This window comes from Ruegeria sp. AB10 (genome assembly GCF_056542745.1).
Genome location: NZ_JBQGAI010000003.1, coordinates 20,906 through 40,228, shown reverse-complemented (window position 1 = coordinate 40,228; position 19,323 = coordinate 20,906). Strand labels below are relative to the sequence as shown.

The following is a 19,323-nucleotide window of genomic DNA, read 5'->3' as shown; positions in this document are numbered from 1 at the left end:
GCAGAAAGCCGGGATTTCGAGATTTAACATAAGTCGCGATTGTGAAGCGTTTACGCCCTCGGCGCCCAATCACCCGCTGCGTCCGAACATCGGCCAGTCGCGTATATTCCGTTAGCGCCAGCCCTAAGCCTAAAGTACAATATGTTTCACCGCGCACTAAGGTCAGCTCTGCGCAGAAAGCGTACTTTGCAAACTAAAGCGGGCGCCCCTCCTATTATGTAATGCTGACTGCGCTGACGGATCAATTCATCCAATAATTTCTTTCCTATTGAAGCGAAATCGAGGCGACTTTGCCAAAAAAACGCCGATCTCAGTATGAATCTACGAACTCTGCTCACTTCCGCTACAGCTTCCCTTCCATCAAGGGCTGAATGACGTACACCCACAGAAGATAGATGATAGCGCAAACGGCAATTATCTTCAGGACAAAGTAACCAAGTCGGAAAGCGAAAAATATTGCGGGAATTGTGAAGTAACCGAAAGCAGAACCCATTGCCGCCAAAACCAGTAATTGTTCTGTTCCGTTTTGGGCGCCTGTATCGGCTCCCAGTAGGCAAAATGAGATAGCCCCAATGAGAGCCAACAAAAGGTAAACGGTTTTTGGAATTCTAAGGTAAAGGCGTTCAAAAAGCTGCTCTATTGCATCAAGTTTTGCCGGTGCAGTTTCTTCTTTTGTAGTTTCTACTTTGTCACCAGTCCTTGGAGGTGGATCCTGAACCCAATAACTACCTAACCCGGCGCATCTATTGCACGTGCCGTTAAGACCGGAACCATGACAAATCTCACAAGTTTGGTATCCCATTTAAAACCCCGGACAACCCGCTGCTTTGATCTTTCCAATGGCAGCAGAAGAACCGGCCAAAGAATAAACGCCAAGATCCCAATCTTCCCACCAGATCTGCGCAGTTGATCCTGCTTGCAGCGCTCTTACGAGAGGAAGAACACCAGGGCGTCCCCCTGTTGAGCATTGATTGGCTTCACACGAAACAGGGACGTTGATGCGAGACACCGGGTTGCCGTCTATTACAAATCCAAGGAAACCGCTGTTAGCCTGACGCATGGAACTGGGTCGAATGTCCGGTTGGACAACTATTCCAATCTCTCCGCTGTTGCCACAGTCTACAATTAAGGTCGAGCCATCAGACCCCGCCACGGAAGCCGAGCCGGCGGGGCCGCCACTTGGTGAATAAGTCCAATTGGCCAGAGCCGGAACGGGTAAAATTACTGTCGCGCAAAAAAGGAAAGTTTGAAGGGTTGCGATCCGAGTCATCTTTAATTCTCCTGACAAAACCAGAAACGTGTCACTCCAAAGTACGGCTGACCGGCCAGACGATTATTTTGTTTTCGTCCAGCTTTTGGTCCGGGGCAGTGTGCATCGGATGCCAACTGGGGCTGATCGTTGTGAGGTGACCGCCCACCGTCACATTCAGTACGTTCGCCACCCATTCTATCCGAGCACCCTCTGGCACACGCAAAATCAGCCGGTCATTTGAATCTCCAAACCCTGAAAACGCGATGCGCCGCTTCAACCCTGTGATCACCGGCGTCAGGAATACCCCTGAATCAATAGTGACGATATCGGGCACGCCGTCTGGCGCGGCTATGAATTCAATCGATAGCCCGTCAAGTTGGCAAAGGATTGCAACGTCGTTGCCTGGTCCAAGAGTGACCGATCCATTGCCGGTGAAGACATAGGCTGTATCGTTGCCAGCACCCAAATCAATTGAGCTGTGCGAAAGGATACCGTGTTCGGAATCTTCATCTATCGACTTTAAGATGACAGTTTCATCCTGGCCGCCATATCGAACCTGCAAGGCAGTATGCTCATCCAGATTTGGCAGGTTTTCCGGGCTCGCGCGGCTGGCCGGTAAGCTGGATTCGTCACATACAAGCGATGGGGGCGTGCTATCCGGTGTTGTTCCGGCGAGTGTTCTGGCGTTTGACCAACTTTGTTCCGGAAAGGCAAGTTTTTCCGCCGGAACAACTTGTGTCGCTGCTTTGCGAACCTCTATATCGTTCAGTAACGGTTCCGGCGGCAAAACGCCGGTTTGAACTGCCGCCTTCAATACAGACGAATCCGGCACGTTCCCGTGGTGCAGCCTGACCAGCAAAGGACCGTATGTAACATCGGTGCTGTACCCACCGGCCGACGGCTCGACCACTGGTGTAAAGGGTGCGGGCGGCAATATCAGGCGATCCGTTTCCGGTTGAAACTCTGAAACGGAAACCCGTCGAAAAAATCCCTCAGGAATGTCAGCCAGAACGCCTTCTGCAATAACAAGCGTATCCGGATCTTCGTCCATTGCGGCATCCCCATTCCCAAGAGAAATACCCGCATCGATATCTTCGACCGAACACAGCACAACGAGATCCGAACCACGGCCAGCAATCAAGGAACTATCTGGTGCAACGTCGTAAAGCCACAACTGGTCCTCGCCGCCGCCAGCCAGCAATTCGTGCCCCTGCCCATCGCCGACATGAACGATCTGATCATCGCCATCCAGCCAGGTGCTTTCCCGCGTGTCATGGCTTTCAGGCGTTGGATCGACTTCGGCGGTATCACGTTCACTAAATTGCCGGATCGACGCGCATGTCCCATTCCTGCTGATCTCCAGCCCGATTTTCCGGTAAACAGACGGATCCGCGGCGTGGTCGCCATCGTGATGATCATCATGTCCGTGCTCGGCATGTTCATCAGATTTATGGACCATAGCGCCATGATCTTCGCGTTGCCGGACTGTCTGCTCTGCAACCACGGCCAACAATTCCAGAGTTCCCGGTGGGTCTGATTGCACCACCTCTGTTTTGATACCTGTGGTCGGATGCGGTGCGGTCTCATCGGTTATCTGGATATCAAGCTGAATTGGACCGGCTTGAACGAGTGTTCTCCACGATGAGTCTTCTACTATCTTCGGTGCAACCGACGTTGGCGACCGGAGAATGATACGATCCGAACGGGCGTCAAAGCCGGAGATCATTATCCTTGCGCCGTAGATTTCAATTGGACGACCACCCAGATTGACTTGATTGGTTCCAATTGCCTCTGCCGAAGTGAAGGCGCTGGGATGAATGACGATCAAGTCGGGAACGGAATCCGGAGCCATTTCGCCGCCACTTGCTCCAATTAGGTTGATCGTGCTGACAAGAGAGCAGACATGGATCGTATCGCTCCCGTTCTCTCCGAGAGCATTGCCATGTGGTGAAGGGTTGACGACGAAAATTGTATCGTTGCCATCTCCGGCAGAGATGACGGCTTCCTCCCCGGGACCCAGCAATACGGTATCATTTTCCTTGCTGTAAAAGTGTTCTGATAAGGGCATGCCAAACTGGAACTCTGAAAGGGACTCGCGATCCATTTCTGAGCTGATGCTCGACGAGGGGCTATCGAAGTCTGGTGCCATAAATTGTTCAAGACATGTAGCGTTTTCGTTCGGAAAACCCTCTGCCAACGCCTCAGAGCGCGCACCTACAAAAAGCGCAAACGCGGATATTGCGATCACTGTAGAAATCAATGTGGAACCAGTTGCGCTAAGCACTTTTACCCCCCAAAACCGCCAACTAACTGCCAGATCCACGATTTTCTGGGGGTGCATCTAGCTTAAAGAACTAGGTCAAATCGGTTCATTGGTTCCGATGCGAATAGACAATTTTTCGCAATGTCTTCGGCCTAGTCAAATGTCCCAGAACAATAGGACGAAGGTTAAGATGAGGTACGATTCGCATCAAGTGATGGCAAAAATAGGTTCCACAGAAGCACCATACTGTCCTGGTGAAAAGTGGATCGTATTGGCCACGCGGTGCCCTCTACTCGTACCAATCACAATAGATGCTATCCGTCCCAACGCTGCATGACCGGTAATCTTGAGTCACTCGCCAATTGGAGCCATCCACTTGTACTGATACCCATCGCGGACCCGTGAGAGTTATCATAGTATTTAAGAACGCGGTAAGGGGCGCCAGCCTCTTGTCGCCGAAGAGCATTCGGCCAGAGAACTGGCAGAACACGAGGCCGTCTTTTGCCACAAAGCAGTCATGCAGCTTGAAGTCCTCGTATTCAAATCCCGCATTCTCGGCGCCTAGGAGTAAGCTGTAAACGCCCACTGAAAGCCCATAATACTTGGACAGGGCGAGTTGCAGCTGTTCAGAAGTAGGCTGGAGGCCGATGGGTTGACCATTAGCAACTTCCGCAACACTAGGTGGCGGCGGTTCGTAGTTCGGATCGCTCATAGCGCAGTGTTGAAGAAGTGGTCGCAAATCTGCTTCGTATCCACTCAGGTTTGCCCCACCGCCGAGCCTTAAGTACTTCTCACCTTCTTTGAGTATCACTTGTAGGTTTCCGGTCGGCCCAAGGCTGGATGCGACCTTACCGTTTGAGGGTACTTCAACCGAAATTCTGAACATCGTTGATGGACCATTCGCCTCATCCAGTGTCGGGACGGCCCCGAGTATCGTTGCTCCGTCTGGCAAAACTGTATCCAGACCGATTGAGCTGGAAATGAGTTCCACATCTGAAACGTACCCCGACTTGATAAATTCAGGCACGTCGTCAGTCCCATATGGATTTACAACAAAGGTCATTCGAAGCACGCCCGGTGCCGAGCAATCAAACGTGGAAGCCAGAAAATCTCCGTATTTCCAGTTATTCTCTTTTCGGTAGGCAACCACGGGTATGCCGCCGATCGAAAGCAGCGTTACTGACACAGGCACGCTTCTGCTAAGAACTAGGTTGGTTCCTCCAGCTTCCGCTCGTTGAACGAGGTCGCTCAGATAGTCCATTGTAGCGCGGGCTTGATTGGCGTTCTGGGCCGAGGTTGGTGAAGCGACCACAACAATTGCCAGCCATGCCAACACGATGATCCTGTGAGATGCGACATGCATAAATGACCCCCTGACACCAAAAACAACTTTTTCGATGTAACGATCTCACTCGACCTGAGTTCAGGCAAGCCCGGCTTCGGAGAATGTCCTTTCAAGTGCGAGGATGCCTTTGTGCAAAAAATGCCATTTCCTTGATGGAATATTCGTTTCAAGTCGGTTTCAGCATAAAACGCCGGGCAACGCTGAACTTGAACACTTCTGCAATTTTTATAAGCAATACTAATGCGATTGCGCTGAAGAACAATCGCGGCTGGCTGGAGCGACCGATAATCGAAAAATGAATTCTTATCTGACCTCTAAACAAACCATCTGCTGCCATCGACAAAGCAAAAGGGCCAAGAGACAGCGCACTGAATCCCCCAATAAACTCAACGTTCCAATGTTATGAGTTCTGCCTGCAATAGCAGGATGCCTTGATTGGCACCTCGGCGCGCGCGGCGGCCTTGTCCAGTTGCAAGTTGATGTGGGCAGCTTCGACCGTTTCGCCACGTCGGGTGAGACATTCGTGCAGGCCATGCAGGCTCCAGACGTTGCCCGGATGCTGACAGGCCCGGCTAAGCGTAGCATCCAGACCAAGGTCTGCGCGGTAAACGGCTTCAGCTTCTTCCATATGGCCCTGTTCAAGAAGAAGTGCGCCCAGTGCATGACGGGTGGGTTGCATCCATCCCCAGGGCTCGTCGTAGGGGAGGTTATCGTCGATCTCGACAGACTTTCGCAGATGGTCAAAGGCCGTTTCGTGCTCTCCTTTGTGATAGGCCAGCTCACCCAGCATCATTTGCTCGGCGACCTTCAGAATGTCCTGGCATGTGTTGTTGAACAGCATTCGGGTTTCCGGAACTCTAGCCAGAGCATCATAGAATTTGGATTTTTCATTCTCGGCGTCGGCGACCTTATGCAGGTTGGCCAGGGCAACCGTCCTTGCATATCGCATCATAGCGATGGTCACGCTGTATAGCTCTTCATCCTCTGGCAGATTCTGATCGAGAATATCTTGCCAGCGTCCAAACCTGATCAGCACATGCTGCTTCATAGGAATGAAGCCCTCAAACCAGTCAGCCATCGGTCGAAGAGTGTCTGACGGCAAGGTGTCGATCAGTTCTTCGGCTGCCTCGATTGCCGCTGAAGGCTGCCCCAAGAACATCGCTCCGTAGATTTTGAAGTGATAGTTGTGGCACCGATAGACGGAATAGAAGTTGTCGGGCCCTTCGCGCCTCAGAAACTTCCGATCCGCCAATATGGCTTGGTGATTGCGCAGCACTACGTTCATGTAGTCTCCACACAATACGTCGATGTGGGTCGGCATGTGCAGCAAATGCCCGGCCTCGGGCACCAGTGTGCTGAGCACATCGCCGTGACGGAGCGCCCGCTCGGGGTGGGGCGACATTTCCATCAGGTGAATGTACATGTGCAATAGCCCCGCGTGCGCCCATGCTCCGGGAAGTGTGTCGAACGCGCTTTCGAGCACGGAAATAGCCTCGAGCGTATCGGCGCCCTCGGCGGGCTTTCCGGTCGGCAGGTCCCAAAGCTGCCAAGGCGTCCGGTTCATGAGCGACTCGGCCAGGATCGCACACACGTCCAAGTCCTCACTGAACTCGGCGTGAACCTTTCGCATCGCATCGGCGAAGGCATCATTCCAGGGGCTGAAATCTTCGATATCAGATGAGTCCGGGTAACGCGCTGGAATTGCTTCGATGAGCGCACGTTCAACTGGTGTCAGCCGGTCCTTTAATGACGTGGCAGCAAGAATTGAGTCCTTTGCCAAGGTGATACAGTCAGGCTTCTCGTCTTCTTCGAATGTTTCCCATGGCTTGTTGTAATTCGGTCCAATACAATACGCGATGCCCCAGTACGCCATTGCGCAATCTGGATCGGCAGCCACTGCTTTTTGAAAGCACACAATCGCTTCTTCGTGGTTGTACGCGTAGGTCCATGCCAAGCCCCGGTCACACCAAAGCTGAGCTTCATCCGATGATGTCGTAATTTTCCGGCTATAAGTCCCGAGGTCATAATATTCCATAGTGGTATCCCCCAAGTATAAGGGAAGAGATTACCACAATGGCCCGATTTTCTATACAGGTGTGACACCAAGGTCTGCGCTAGGTTTTGTTTGCTGCAAAACGCATCTCCACCCAAAATGTTCAAATTTGAAACCAAGCACTGTTGAGAGAAAATTGGCGCCGCGTTGCAACCCGCCACGATGAGCGACCACCTACGCGCCTACCGAGTCGGCGAAAAAGCCGCATGAAACGCCTTTCAATGAGCTTACGCTACTGCCGCTGAATTTAAATTTTTAGCACTACTGCACGAGTGCGAATAGATTGCGTTTTTCGAAGAAGGTTGATTATTGCCGGAAATGACGCGCTCCAAATTGAAAATATGGGCCTTAAGTTGACTGAACCTCGTGGATACCGCCTATAGTAGAGCGAGTGTTTGGTGCCGCGCAAACTTTTGGGCGGTATCCCCAAATTTTCCAAAATAAAATCAGTGATGCTGGCGTAGCGTTTTGAGCGCACCTACACCCGGTGTGAGTGGCGCAAAGGGGCGCATGTGCGGGCATGGGTTTTCCTTTGAGTTGAAGTCAAAGCTATGAACGGCAGATCTGCACCTTGTGGTGCGGGGCTGCGGTTCGGTTTCTTACCCGGTCGAAATCTATGAAACCCCGGCAGGATACGCCCTGCCGGTCAATTCTTGAGGTGGCCGCAGTGATCGTGCGTGCCGCTGCGGGATGTCCGGGGTGAGGCCCGAAAGTCGTGCGGTTGGGCGCTGTATTTCCGCCGATGCAGGTAATATCGGAACATTCTTCTGATCTGAACGGTGGTAAATCCGCCACAAACCTCATATGAACAACGCCACGAGTTCATCAGGCAGAAAAACAGTCCCGTGTTCGACCTACCCGCGCAGCGCGCGCATCTCTCCAAAAAATATGATCTGGCCCCGTCGCCCGAGCTTGCCGCAAGCATGAGCGATATCTACGACCGCATGTCCCGCGTGGTCTCGCCCGTGGATTGGGCGATCTACGCGCCTTATGTGAAGGCGATCAATGATCTGAAGGCCGAGCGGAACGCGGTCATTCTGGGCCATAACTATATGACGCCCGAAATTTACCACGGCATTTCCGATTTTGGCGGCGACAGCCTGCAACTGGCGATCAAGGCGACCGAGGTCGAGGCGGATGTGATCGTGCAATGCGGCGTGCATTTCATGGCCGAGACGTCCAAGATTCTCAGCCCCCAGAAAACGGTGTTGATGCCGGATATGGAGGCCGGGTGCTCGCTGGCGGAATCGATCACTGCCGAGGGCGTCGATGAAATGCGCCGCCGTTATCCCGGCGCGCCGGTGGTGTCCTACGTGAACACGACAGCCGAGGTCAAAGCGGCCTCCGACATCTGCTGCACCTCGTCCAACGCGGCGCAGATCGTGGCCGCGCAAGACAGCGACACGGTCATCATGACCCCGGACCAGTATCTGGCGCAGAACGTGGCCCGCGACGTGCCGCAGAAGAACGTGGTCTGGTGGGAAGGGTCCTGCATCGTGCACGAGCAGTACTCGGCCCGCGACCTGCGCGATTTCCGCGAATGGAACCCGGGCACGCGGCTCATTGCGCATCCCGAATGTACGCCGGATGTTGTGGCCGAGGCCGATTTCTCGGGTTCGACCAGCGGTATCATCAAATACGTCACCGATGAAAAGCCGGAAAAGGCGTTGCTGATCACCGAATGTTCGATGGCGTCGAACATCGCCGATCAGTTGCCCGAGGTCGAATTTGTCGGCCCCTGCAACATGTGCCCTTACATGAAGAAGATCACGCTCGAAAAGGTGCTATTCGCGCTGGATACCATGACCGGACAGGTCGAGGTGGACGCGGACGTGGCAGACAAGGCGCGCCTGTCGGTGCAACGCATGATCGACCTGTCGCGTAAACTGGGTATTTGATCGACGACATGCAAACCGTTGACACGCCGCGTGTGGTCATCATCGGCGCCGGGCTGGCGGCGGTTTACACCGCGCTGAAACTGGCCCCTTGCCCGGTTGTGATGATTTCGCCCGAACCGTTGGGGTCCGGGGCAAGCTCGGCTTGGGCGCAGGGCGGTGTCGCGGCAGCGATGGCGCGCACGGACAGCCCCCAAGCCCATGCCGAGGACACCATGCGTGCTGGCGCCGGGTCGGCCCTGCGCGAGGTGGCCGAGTTTGTCACCCGAGCCGCGCCGGAACATATCTATGATTTGTCCGACCTTGGCACAGGGTTCGACCGCACCGCCGACGGTGGATTTGTGCAATCGCGCGAGGCCGCGCATTCGGCGGCGCGGGTGGTACGGGTCAAGGGCGATCAGGCCGGGTCCGAGATCATGCGTGCGCTGATCGAGGAGTTGCGCCAGACGCCCTCGGTTCAGGTGATCGAAGGTGCACAGGCTGTTGGGCTGGAAAGTGATGGCACCCAGGTTACCGGCGTTTTCCTGACCCATGCGGACACGGCCACCGCGCCAACCGTTCTGTTGCGCGGTGCGGCGCATGTTCTGGCCACCGGCGGGTCGTCTGGCCTCTATGCCCAGACCACCAACCCGGCGCGTGTCCGGGGGCAGGGGATCGGCATGGCCGCCCGTGCCGGTGCGCGGATCGCCGATGCCGAGTTTGTTCAATTTCATCCCACCGCAATCGATGTGGGTGAAGACCCGACGCCATTGGCAACTGAGGCGCTGCGCGGTGAAGGCGCTATTCTGATCGACCGTGATGGCCACCGCTTCATGTCCGACATCCACCCCGATGCCGAACTGGCCCCACGTGATACGGTTGCGCGCGCCGTCTACCAGCAGGCGCAGGCGGGCAAATGCCCCGCTTTGGACACGCGCCAAGCCATCGGGGTAGAGATCGCCACGCAATTCCCCGCCGTGACCGAGGCCTGCCTGCGTAATGGTGTCGACCCCGCGTGCGACCCGATTCCGGTGACCGCCTCGGCGCATTATCACATGGGCGGGGTCGAAACCGATCTGGCAGGGCGCAGTTCTCTGACGGGGCTTTGGGTCTGTGGCGAGGCGGCCTCGACCGGGTTGCATGGCGCGAACCGCTTGGCCTCGAACGGATTGCTCGAGGCGCTGGTTTTTGCCCGCTCTTGCGCGCGGGACATTGCAGATGAGATGACCACGCAGGCGGCGCCCGAGGTGAATGTCCACCTGACCTCCGGCGACGACACCGCGTTGGATCAGGATGTGGCCACCCTGCGCCGCACCATGACCGAACATGTCGGCGTGGTGCGCGACGAAACCGGCCTGCGCCGTGCCCTGACGCAGATCGCAGCGCTTGAGGCCGCGCACGCAGGGTCCGAAGTGTTCCTCAACATGACCGCCACCGCCACCCTGATCGCCGCCGCCGCGCTGCTGCGCGAGGAAAGCCGCGGCGCGCATTACCGATCCGATTTCCCGGACCTTATTCCCGGCCCCGGCCAACGCTCGGCCCTGACCCTGACCGAGGCACTGGCCCTGCGGGACCGCATTGCAAAGGATGCAGCATGACCTATCCGGCTTTGCCCGACATGATCCTTGAACCCATGGTGCGCGCGGCGCTGATGGAGGATCTGGGCGCCAATGGCGACATCACCACCCTGACCGTGATCCCGGCGGATGCGACTTATAACGCCCGGCTGAACGCGCGCGAGGATGCGGTGGTATCTGGCATGCAGATTGCCGCGCTGGCATTCCGGCTGGTCGATCCCGCGCTGCAGGTCACGACACATATCAGGGACGGCCAGCGGTGCTCCAAGGGTGATACACTGATGGAGATCAAAGGCAGCGCCGCCTCGATCCTGTCGGGCGAGCGGGTGGCGCTGAACTTTGCCGGGCGTATGACCGGTGTGGCGACCGCAACGGCGGCGCTGGTGGCTGAGATCGAAGGCACCAAGGCGCGGATCACCTGCACCCGCAAGACCACGCCCGGCCTGCGCATTGTCGAAAAACAGGCGGTGCTGCATGGCGGTGGTTTCAATCACCGTTTCTCGTTGTCCGACGCGATCCTGATCAAGGATAATCACATCGCCGCCGCCGGGGGCGTGCGGGCGGTGCTCGAGGCCACCAAGGCTCGCGCTTCGCACATGATGAAGGTCGAGATCGAAGTGGACACACTAGACCAACTGGCCGAAGTGCTTGAGGTCGGCGGCGCGGACGTGGTGCTGCTGGACAACATGCCGCCCGAGACCCTGAAACAGGCGGTTGCGCTGGTGGATGGCCGGATCGTGACCGAAGCCTCGGGCAATATCAGCCGCGACACGGTGGCCGCCGTTGCCGCGACCGGGGTGGATTACATCTCGTCCGGGGCGCTGACCCATTCTTACCGCACCATTGATATCGGGCTGGACTTCTAGGCGTTTCAGCCCGAACAAAAGTGGCGCGCGCCTGCAAAACGTGACACACCCTAGGCCTGAAAGATGTTCAGGTCAGGATGCAGGCATGAAGGACGTTCCCGAAGTGGTCGAGGGTTATCCAAGGCGGTCGCTTGCCGTGGCCTTTGCAATTGGCATCGCGCTGGTGACCATCCTGTCGGTGTTTCTGTATATGTCGCGCGAAACCGGCAACCGCATTGGCGAGATGCGGCAGGCCTGGCATAGCTACTCGGTCGAAACCACGCCGCGCGGCTACTGGATTTCCGACATCCGTGCGGATTTCGGCTATGGCGGTCTGATCCACAATTTCAAGAACTATGTGCTGCGGCAGGACCCGGATTACGGCCCGATCCTGCGCCAGCAATCGGCCCGCTTGCTGGGAACGATTCAGGCCTATCGCAACTCGGACCCATCGCAGGTGGAATTAGACGCCTTGCGGCAGATCGAAGACGTTGCATTGGAATATACCGGCAACATCCCCTTGATCGAAGAGGGTATCGCCGCAGGCCAGACCGCCGAACAGATCGATACCCGCGTCCGGGTCGATGACAGCGGCGCGCTGGCGGCTTTGGCAACGCTGGAAACCCTGTGGGTCGAAGAGCGGGACCGTAGCCTCTCGGGCATGGTACGGGCGTTTTCGGATGGCGAGCGGCTGGTGCGCAACTTCTCGGTTCTGCTGGTGGGGCTGATTATTCTTGTCGGTGTGATCGCTATCCTGACCACCTTGCTGATCACCAACATCCTGCGCACCAACAGGCGTCTGAAAGCGGAACTGACCCTGCGCGAACAGGTCGAACTGGCCGAACGGAAACTGGCCCGTGCGGTCGAACAAAGCCCGACCTCGATCCTGATCACCGATACCGACCTGAATATCGAATACGCCAATCGCAAGTTCTTTGACCTCAGCGGGTACACGGCGGATGAGGTCTATGGCCATACGCCCAAAATGCTGCAATCGGGATATTCCGGGCAGGGCGTCTACAAGGACCTGAAGGACCGGCTGAAACGGGGCCAAAGCTGGTACGGCGTGTTCCGGAACCTGCGCAAGGATGGCGCCCATTACTGGGTCTCGACGGCGATTTTTCCGCTGGTGGATCAGAACGGTTCTGTCACCCATTACATAGGCATCGGCGAAGATATCACCGAGACCCGTCGCACCCGTGAACAGTTCGCCCAGGTGCAGAAGATGGAGGCGGTCAGCATCCTTGCAGGCTCGGTCGCCCATGATTTCAACAATGTGCTGATGAGCGTCATCGGCAATGCCGATCTGATCGAACTGGATGCTGACGGGAACGAGGACGTCCAGACCTCGGTCAGTCATATCCGCATCGCGGCACGGCGGGCACAGGCGCTGGTGCGCAAGATGCTGACCTTTGCTCGCCAGCGCCCCCGCAACCCACAGCGCGGCGATCTGGTCAAAGCCACGCAAGAAGCGCTGGAACTGATCAAGGTCTCGGCCCCGCCCAGCATTGAGACCCGCTTTGACATTGAGATCGACGCGGCCTTTTCGGATTTCGACACCACCTTGTTTTTCCAGACCCTGCTGAACCTGTGCCACAACGCGTTCGAGGCGATGGGGGACAAGCCGGGCGAGGTGGTCCTGCGGATCAGCCGGGCAGAGGACGACGCACTGGATGACAAGCCGGACGAGGCGGTCGGCGTGATCCGTCTGGACGTCTCAGACACCGGGCCGGGGATGAGCGACGAGGTGCAGCAAAAAGTGTTCGAGCCGTTCTTCTCGACCAAACCGGTGGGCAAGGGCACCGGTCTGGGGCTGACCATCGTGCATAACAGCGTCGAGGAATCCCACGGCCGGGTCGAGCTGCACTCGGAGCCCGGAATGGGCACCCGGTTCAGCCTGTTTTACCCGATGATGCCCGCGCTCAGCCCCGAGCAGCAGGCCGAGCTGCGCGCGGTGACAGGGGATGAACATGTGCTGCTGGTCGATGATGACGAAAATGTTCTGTATGTCACGCGCCGGCTGCTGACCCGCTATGGCTATCGGGTCGAGGCCTATTCCGATCCGCAGCGGGCATTGGAGGCATTCCGCGCAGCACCGGACAGCTATGATGTCATCGTCACGGATCTGATGATGCCCGGCCTGAAAGGCACCGACCTGATCGGCGCGGCGCGGTCCCTGCGCTCCGGGATGCCGACGATTCTGGTCAGCAGCTATTTCGATGACGCGGATACTCCGGATGCGGCTGATTCAACGATCCGTGTTCAAAAACCGGTTGAGGTACAGGACCTTGCGCGGATCATCCGCGGGTCGATACACGGGAATTTGAAACAAAACTTAACATCTCTTCACAGACCTTAACCTGGATCAAATCACCACGAAACAACTGCCCCCTAAGGTTAGCTCAGCCGGTCTTCGGCCAACCGAATGACCGGAATAGCGAAAAAAGGGGCTTTCAGATGATGACCAAAGCCAGAACATGGTTCTCGGCGCTGTCGACAGTATCATTGCTGACGATCTGTGCTGCGTACCCGGTTCACCAGGCCCAGGCGGACCAGCCGGGCCCGGTAGAAGCCATTGAGTTCGACCCTGCCAAGGCGGCGCTTGGCAAACGTTTGTTTTTTGATCCGCGACTGTCCGGCGATACCGAGCTGTCCTGCGCCAGCTGCCACCAGCCGGAATTGGGCTTTACCGACGGGCAGGCCCTGTCGGACGCCTACGCAGGCAGCCTGCATTTCCGCAACGTGCCGACGCTGATCAACAGCGCCAAGCGCGCGGCCTGGTTCCATGACGGGCGGATAGGTACCAACCTTAATGATGTGACCCGCGAAAGCATCACCGAGACCTATTCCATGAACATGGACATGCGTCTGATGCAGGAACGCATCAAGCAGGACCCGGTCTATGTCGAGATGTTCGAAGCCGCCGGATTTGGCGAGCCCTCGAACGGCGGCGTGCGCAACGCGATCCCGGAGTATCTGAAAACCCTGATTTCGCGTGGTGCGCCCTTCGACACCGGCGAGATGTCCGACGAGGCCAAGGCGGGCTATGAGCTGTTCAACGCCAGCGGCTGTAACTCGTGCCATTCGGGCGAACGGTTCACCGATGACCTGCCGCATAATATCGGCGTCGGCGACAACCCGGACATCTGGGCGGACCCGGAACGGCACATCACTTTCGTGACCATGATGAAGTTCCTCGGCGTCGAGAACTACATGAACCTGCGCGCCGATCCCGGAGCGTATATCCGCACGCACACTGCCGACACGTTCGGTACCTTCATGACCCCCACGCTGCGCGAGCTGACCTATACCGCGCCGTATATGCACAACGGCTCGATTGCGACGCTCGAAGATGTGGTGGCCTTCTATAACGCCGGTGGCGGTGACGATGAAAACAAGGATCCGCGCATCAAGCCACTGAACCTTTCCGAGACCGAGCAAGCGCAACTGGTGGCCTTCCTCAAGGCGCTGTCCGGTGAGCCGCTGACCGGCCCCGACTTCGTCGCCGAGGACATCGATACGGACTATGCGCCGATCGAAAACTGGCAAGACGCGACAAACTGAGGAGTGGACCCATGAAAGACCTTAAGTCTTACCTTTCAGGTACAATCGCCACCGCTGCTCTGGTTGCCGCCCTTGGTTCGCACGCCTTTGCAGAAACCAGCATGGAGATTGAGGCCGGCATCGGCGGGGCAGACCCCGACCCCGATGCGCCGCTGGTGGCGCTGGGTGAGCCCCCAATTCCGCTGGACAACCCCCAGACCGAGGCCAAGATCGAACTGGGCAAGATGCTGTTCTTCGATCCGCGTCTGGGCGGCAACCCGTCGACCCCCTGTTCGGCCTGTCACATGCCGGATGTGGGCTGGGACGTCGAAGCACCGATCTCGTTCGGCTATCCGGGCACAACCCACTGGCGCAACAGTCAGACGGTTGTGAACTCGGCTTATTACGGAAAGCTGTTCTGGGCGGGCTCGTCCAAGAGCCTTGAGAGCCAGGCCAAATCCGCCGCAGGCGGTGCGGTTGCCGGCAACGGTGAATCCGACATGATGGAGGCGCGACTGGCCTTTGTCCCCGAATATGTCGAACGCTTTAACGACGTCTTCGGCGATCAGTGGCCGCGCATCGGCAACGCATGGCGGGCTATCGCCGCGTTTGAACGCACCATCGTTCAGACCGACACGCCCTTCGACAACTACCTGCGCGGGGATGACGCGGCGTTGACCGAGGAACAGAAACGCGGGCTGGAACTGTTCACCGGCAAGGCGCAATGTTCCGAATGCCACAACGGCGCGCTGCTGTCGGATGAGAAATACTACAACACCGGCGTACCCGCCTATGATGGTTGGCAGGACGATGGTCTGGCGCAGGTCACCTTCCGGTATGAGCTCTATGCCAAAGGCTCGACCGAAGAGATGTATCGCCACACCAAGGACGACCCCGGCTTCTATTTCCGCACCAAGGAAAAGGCCGACAAGGGCAAGTTCCGCACGCCAAGCCTGCGCTACACCCTCTATACCGAACCCTACATGCATAACGGCATGCTGGAGACGCTTGAGGATGTGGTCGAATTCTACAACCAAGGCGGTGGCGAGAATGAGTTCGCAGCCAATAAATCCCAGCTGATCCAACCCCTTGGTCTGAACGACCAGGAGAAATCGGATCTGGTGGCCTTCCTGAAATCCCTGTCCGGCGACGAGATTCTGATCGAAGAACCTGATCTGCCGGATTACCAGCCGCTTCCAGCGGTTGCAGCAGAGGAGTAAGCGTCATGAAAGATCATAACGCAACCGGATGCAGCTGTTCGGGCGAGGCCAAAAAGGCCTGCACCGTGAACCGCCGCCAGTTCCTGTTCGCCTCCGGTGCCACGACCTTTGCCGTGATGGTGGCGATGCCCACCCGCCACGGTCAGGCCGAACAAGTGCCTGCCCTTGTGTCCACCTATCCGCGCAAGCTGATCGGCAAACTGTCCGAACTGGAACAGGATGTCCCGGTCGAGTTCTACTACCCGGATGAAGGCGACTATTCGGACTCGATCCTTGTGAAAACCGGCGTGGAAAGCGGCGGCGGCATCGGTCCGCAAAAGGACGTTGTGGCGTTCAACCTGACCTGTACGCATCAGGGTGGATCGCTCTACGACACCTACAAAGCGGATCACAAGGTGCTGGGCCCATGCCCGCTGCACCTGTCCACCTATGACGTGACACGGCACGGCATCCTCGTTTCGGGGCAGGCCTATCAGTCGCTGCCGCAGGTCCTTTTGGAACTGGACGGTGATGACATCTACGCCGTTGGCATGTTCGGCCTGATCTACGGCCGCTACGACAACCTGATTGCATAAGGGGAAACGGAAACATGGCAACCCCGTATTACGTACCCGAAACCAACGTCCCGCTGCCGCCCAAAGGCGCCGAGGTTATCTCGACCGCCTGCGACTACTGCATCGTGGCTTGTGGTTACAAAGTCTACCGCTGGCCCGTGACGGCCAAACCCGGCGGCCCCACCGCGGACGAAAACGCATTTGGCGAGGACTTCCCCGTTGCACCCTTGGGTGCATGGGTCGCACCGAACCAGCACAATATCGTTCTGCACAAAGGTCAGCCGCACCATGTGGTGATCATCCCTGACAAGGACACGCAATACGTCAACACCGACGGCGATAGCTCCTTGCGGGGCGGGTGTATCGCGCAGAAATGCTATAACCCGCAGACGCCCACGCGGGACCGTCTGAAGACACCGCTGATGCGGATCTATGGCACCTTGATGCCGGTTCCGTGGGATCTGGCGCTGGATGTGGCGGCTGAGGTGGGCAACCACGTCATCGCCAAGCACGGCACCAATGCTTATGGCGTGAAGACCTTCAGCTATCAGTATATCGAGAACACCTATGCGATCTCGAAATACGCGCTGCGCCATATCAACACCGCGAACTTCACCTTCCACGACACGCCGTCTGACGTGACTTCGACCCCCGGTTTCCGGGATGCGGGTTTCGACAACTTCGGCCCGTCCTACGAAGACTGGCGGGATGCGGAAACCCTTCTGGTCTGCGGCACCGACCCGTATGAGACCAAGACCATCCTCTATACCCAGTGGATGATGAAGGGGATGCAGAATGGGCAGAAAGAAATCTATCTGATCCCGCGCCGCTCTGCCGGTGTGGCCCATGCTGAGAAGATGGGTGGCCTGCATATCGACGTTCTGCCCGGCACTGACCTGCTGGTCGTCAACGCCATCGCCCGCGTTATCGTGGAAAATGGCTGGGAAGACAGCGACTGGATCAAGAAATGGGTCAACAACAAGTGGGAAAGCTCCTCGGGCTTCGGTCAAGGCACCCGGAACACGCCATGGCAGTGGCGCACGACCTGGGGCAAGTTCCAGACCAAAGGCTTTGAAGACTGGAAAGAGTGGCTGCTGTCGCAGGACGAGTTCTCGCCCGAGAACGCAGCGGCCATGGCCGAAATCGACGTGCAGAAAATCTATACTGCTGCCGAATGGCTGGCCAAACCCAAAGCGGATGGCACACGGCCCAAAACCTCGGTCATGATCGAGAAAGGGTTCTATTGGTCCAACAACACCGGCAACACACAGGCGATCTCGGCTCTGGGCATCATCTGTGGCTGTGGCGGTCGTCCGGGTCAGGTCATTGGCCGGGCCGGTGGTCACCAGCGGGGCGGCGTGAAGGGCGGGAAATACCCGCGCAACAAATCGCCCGAGAAACTGCCAGGTCGTCGTCGCCGCGCCATGGATACCGACCGGTACCTGATCGCAGGCCATACCCGTATGGCCCACGTGATCGGCACCACCTGGATCCAGTCCATGTGCGGCAGCCAGCAACTGGCTGACAAGTTCGAGGAACTGACCGTCCGCAACCCGCACCAGATCGCCAGCTTCGACAAGCAAGAGATGATCGACACGCTGAAGGCCCGCGCCGACAGCGGCGGTATGGTGGTGATCAACCAGGACATCTATCTGCAAGACCCGATCGGCAACCGCTACGCCGACATCGTGTTCCCCGCAGCGACCTGGGGCGAAGAGGACTTCCTGCGCGCCAACGGTGAACGCCGTCTGCGCCTGTACCAGAAGTTCTATGATGCCCCCGGTGCGGCGAAACCTGACTGGTGGATCATCGCGCAACTGGCACAGCGGATGGGCTTTGACGGGTTCGATTGGCAGAACTCGAACGAGGTCGCGGAAGAGGCCGTGCGCTTTACCCGCGGGTCGCGCAAGGACTTCCACGCGGTGCATCGTCTGGCCAAGAAAGAGGGCAAGACCCTGCACCAGAAGGTCCGTGAGTTTGGCACCGACGGTGTGCAATGCCCGGTCATGCTGGATGCCGATGGCGTCACCCTGATTGAAACCAAGCGTCTGCACGACACAACCCGCGAACTGCCCGAAACAGGCGCAGCTGGTGCGGATGTGTTCAACAAGAAGCTGACGCATTTCAACAGCCAGACCGGCAAGTGCAACATCCAGAAATCGCCTTGGGGCCTGTTCTCGGACTATTGGGAATGGCTGAAACCCAACAAGGAAGAAGGCGAGCTTTGGGCGACCTCCGGTCGGATCAACGAACGCTGGCAGTCCGGCTTTGACGACCGCCGCCGCCCGTATATCGTGCAGCGCTGGCCGGAAAACTGGGTCGAAATTCACCCCGACGATGCGGCCGAGCGTGGCATCGAAAGCGGCGACTATGTGATGGTCTATTCGGAACGCGTTCCGGGCAACAAGACCACGCTGCTGGGTGTGGAAGGCGACGACTTCCAGTTCTCTAAACTGATGGAGAACGGGCATATCGAGCTGACCAAAGCGGCGATCACTGCCGTGGCCATGGTCACGCCCGCCATCAAGAAAAGCGTTGTTTACATGGACTTCCTGCACATGCAGCAGCCTGCGAACGCGCTTGAGGGCCGGATCGTCGACTGGATCAGCGGCAACTACAACTACAAGATGGGCGTTGCCAAGCTGCGCAAACTGGGGCCGAGCCCCTACAAGACCTCGTTCCGGACGATGTCCTTTGCACCGCGCGACATCGCCTGATGTCTTTCCGGGGGGCGGTCGCCATGCCGCCCCTCGGGTCTGGTCCCACTGCAGAAGGGACCACATGGAAGGCAGGCTTC

The 19,323-nt window shown here is 57.6% G+C and carries 13 protein-coding genes; 8 read left to right on the top strand and 5 right to left on the bottom strand.

The window, feature by feature from the left end:
- Positions 1–343: 343 nt before the first annotated feature.
- From ACR0NT_RS07570 to ACR0NT_RS07550, 5 genes are all read right to left on the bottom strand, one after another.
- Positions 344–802: a hypothetical protein gene (locus ACR0NT_RS07570; RefSeq protein ID WP_170674322.1), complete on the bottom strand. Its 459-nt coding sequence runs from the start codon at positions 800–802 to the stop codon at positions 344–346.
- Positions 803–1,270 (bottom strand): hypothetical protein, encoded by a 468-nt coding sequence (locus ACR0NT_RS07565; RefSeq protein WP_170674320.1) that lies wholly within the window; start codon positions 1,268–1,270, stop codon positions 803–805.
- Between the two features lie 31 nt (positions 1,271–1,301).
- Entirely contained in the window at positions 1,302–3,536 is a 2,235-nt protein-coding gene (locus ACR0NT_RS07560) for a hypothetical protein (protein WP_170674318.1), read from the bottom strand.
- Positions 3,537–3,804: 268 nt separating this feature from the next.
- A complete protein-coding gene (locus ACR0NT_RS07555) occupies positions 3,805–4,878 on the bottom strand; it encodes a hypothetical protein (protein ID WP_170447278.1) in 1,074 nt (357 codons plus the stop codon).
- A gap of 382 nt (positions 4,879–5,260) precedes the next feature.
- Positions 5,261–6,895: a hypothetical protein gene (locus ACR0NT_RS07550; protein ID WP_170674316.1), complete on the bottom strand. Its 1,635-nt coding sequence runs from the start codon at positions 6,893–6,895 to the stop codon at positions 5,261–5,263.
- 863 nt (positions 6,896–7,758) lie between these two features.
- Between ACR0NT_RS07550 and nadA the strand changes: the two genes are divergently transcribed.
- From nadA to ACR0NT_RS07510, 8 genes are all read left to right on the top strand, one after another.
- The gene (gene nadA, locus ACR0NT_RS07545) at positions 7,759–8,811 is read left to right on the top strand and encodes a quinolinate synthase NadA (protein ID WP_170447274.1); all 1,053 of its coding nucleotides are present in this window, start codon (positions 7,759–7,761) and stop codon (positions 8,809–8,811) included.
- Between the two features lie 8 nt (positions 8,812–8,819).
- A complete protein-coding gene (locus tag ACR0NT_RS07540) occupies positions 8,820–10,385 on the top strand; it encodes an L-aspartate oxidase (RefSeq protein ID WP_170674315.1) in 1,566 nt (521 codons plus the stop codon).
- On the top strand, positions 10,382–11,230 hold the full coding sequence (gene nadC, locus ACR0NT_RS07535) for a carboxylating nicotinate-nucleotide diphosphorylase (protein ID WP_170674313.1): 849 nt from the start codon (positions 10,382–10,384) through the stop codon (positions 11,228–11,230). Before ACR0NT_RS07540 ends, nadC begins: the two co-directional genes overlap by 4 nt.
- An 85-nt stretch (positions 11,231–11,315) precedes the next feature.
- Complete coding sequence (locus ACR0NT_RS07530) at positions 11,316–13,568, top strand: ATP-binding protein (protein ID WP_170674311.1); 2,253 nt, start codon at positions 11,316–11,318, stop codon at positions 13,566–13,568.
- Between the two features lie 101 nt (positions 13,569–13,669).
- On the top strand, positions 13,670–14,773 hold the full coding sequence (locus tag ACR0NT_RS07525; RefSeq protein ID WP_170674478.1) for a cytochrome c peroxidase: 1,104 nt from the start codon (positions 13,670–13,672) through the stop codon (positions 14,771–14,773).
- Between the two features lie 11 nt (positions 14,774–14,784).
- A complete protein-coding gene (locus ACR0NT_RS07520; protein ID WP_170674309.1) occupies positions 14,785–15,972 on the top strand; it encodes a cytochrome c peroxidase in 1,188 nt (395 codons plus the stop codon).
- 5 nt (positions 15,973–15,977) lie between these two features.
- The gene (locus ACR0NT_RS07515) at positions 15,978–16,547 is read left to right on the top strand and encodes an arsenate reductase (azurin) small subunit (RefSeq protein WP_170447264.1); all 570 of its coding nucleotides are present in this window, start codon (positions 15,978–15,980) and stop codon (positions 16,545–16,547) included.
- Positions 16,548–16,561: 14 nt separating this feature from the next.
- Entirely contained in the window at positions 16,562–19,243 is a 2,682-nt protein-coding gene (locus ACR0NT_RS07510; RefSeq protein WP_170674307.1) for an arsenate reductase (azurin) large subunit, read from the top strand.
- The last annotated feature ends 80 nt before the right edge of the window (positions 19,244–19,323 follow it).